The sequence below is a fragment of the Streptomyces beijiangensis genome (assembly GCF_017315755.1).
GTDB lineage: Bacteria > Actinomycetota > Actinomycetes > Streptomycetales > Streptomycetaceae > Streptomyces > Streptomyces beijiangensis.
In genome coordinates, this window is the sequence record NZ_JAFLRJ010001518.1 from 1 (window position 1) to 225 (window position 225).

At 68.9% G+C, this 225-nt stretch carries 1 protein-coding gene; it reads right to left on the minus strand.

Features of this window, described 5'->3' with window-relative positions:
- On the minus strand, positions 1–225 hold a 225-nt coding region (locus J0695_RS42505; protein WP_206970123.1), incomplete at both ends, for a HAMP domain-containing protein.

Below are 225 nucleotides of genomic sequence, written 5' to 3' on the forward strand. Positions count from 1 at the left end.
CAGCTCGTGCGAGACGTTGGCCACCAGCTCCTTGCGCTGATGGTCCTGGGCCTCCAGCTCGTCGGCCATGACATTGATGGTCCGGGCCAGGTCGCCCAGCTCGTCCCGGCGGTTCTCGCGCACCCGGCGGGTGTAGTCGCCGTGCGAGATGGACCGGGCCACCGCGTTCATGTCGTCCAGCGGCGCGGTGAGGGAGTGCGCCACGAACTGCGTGATGAGCAGGGT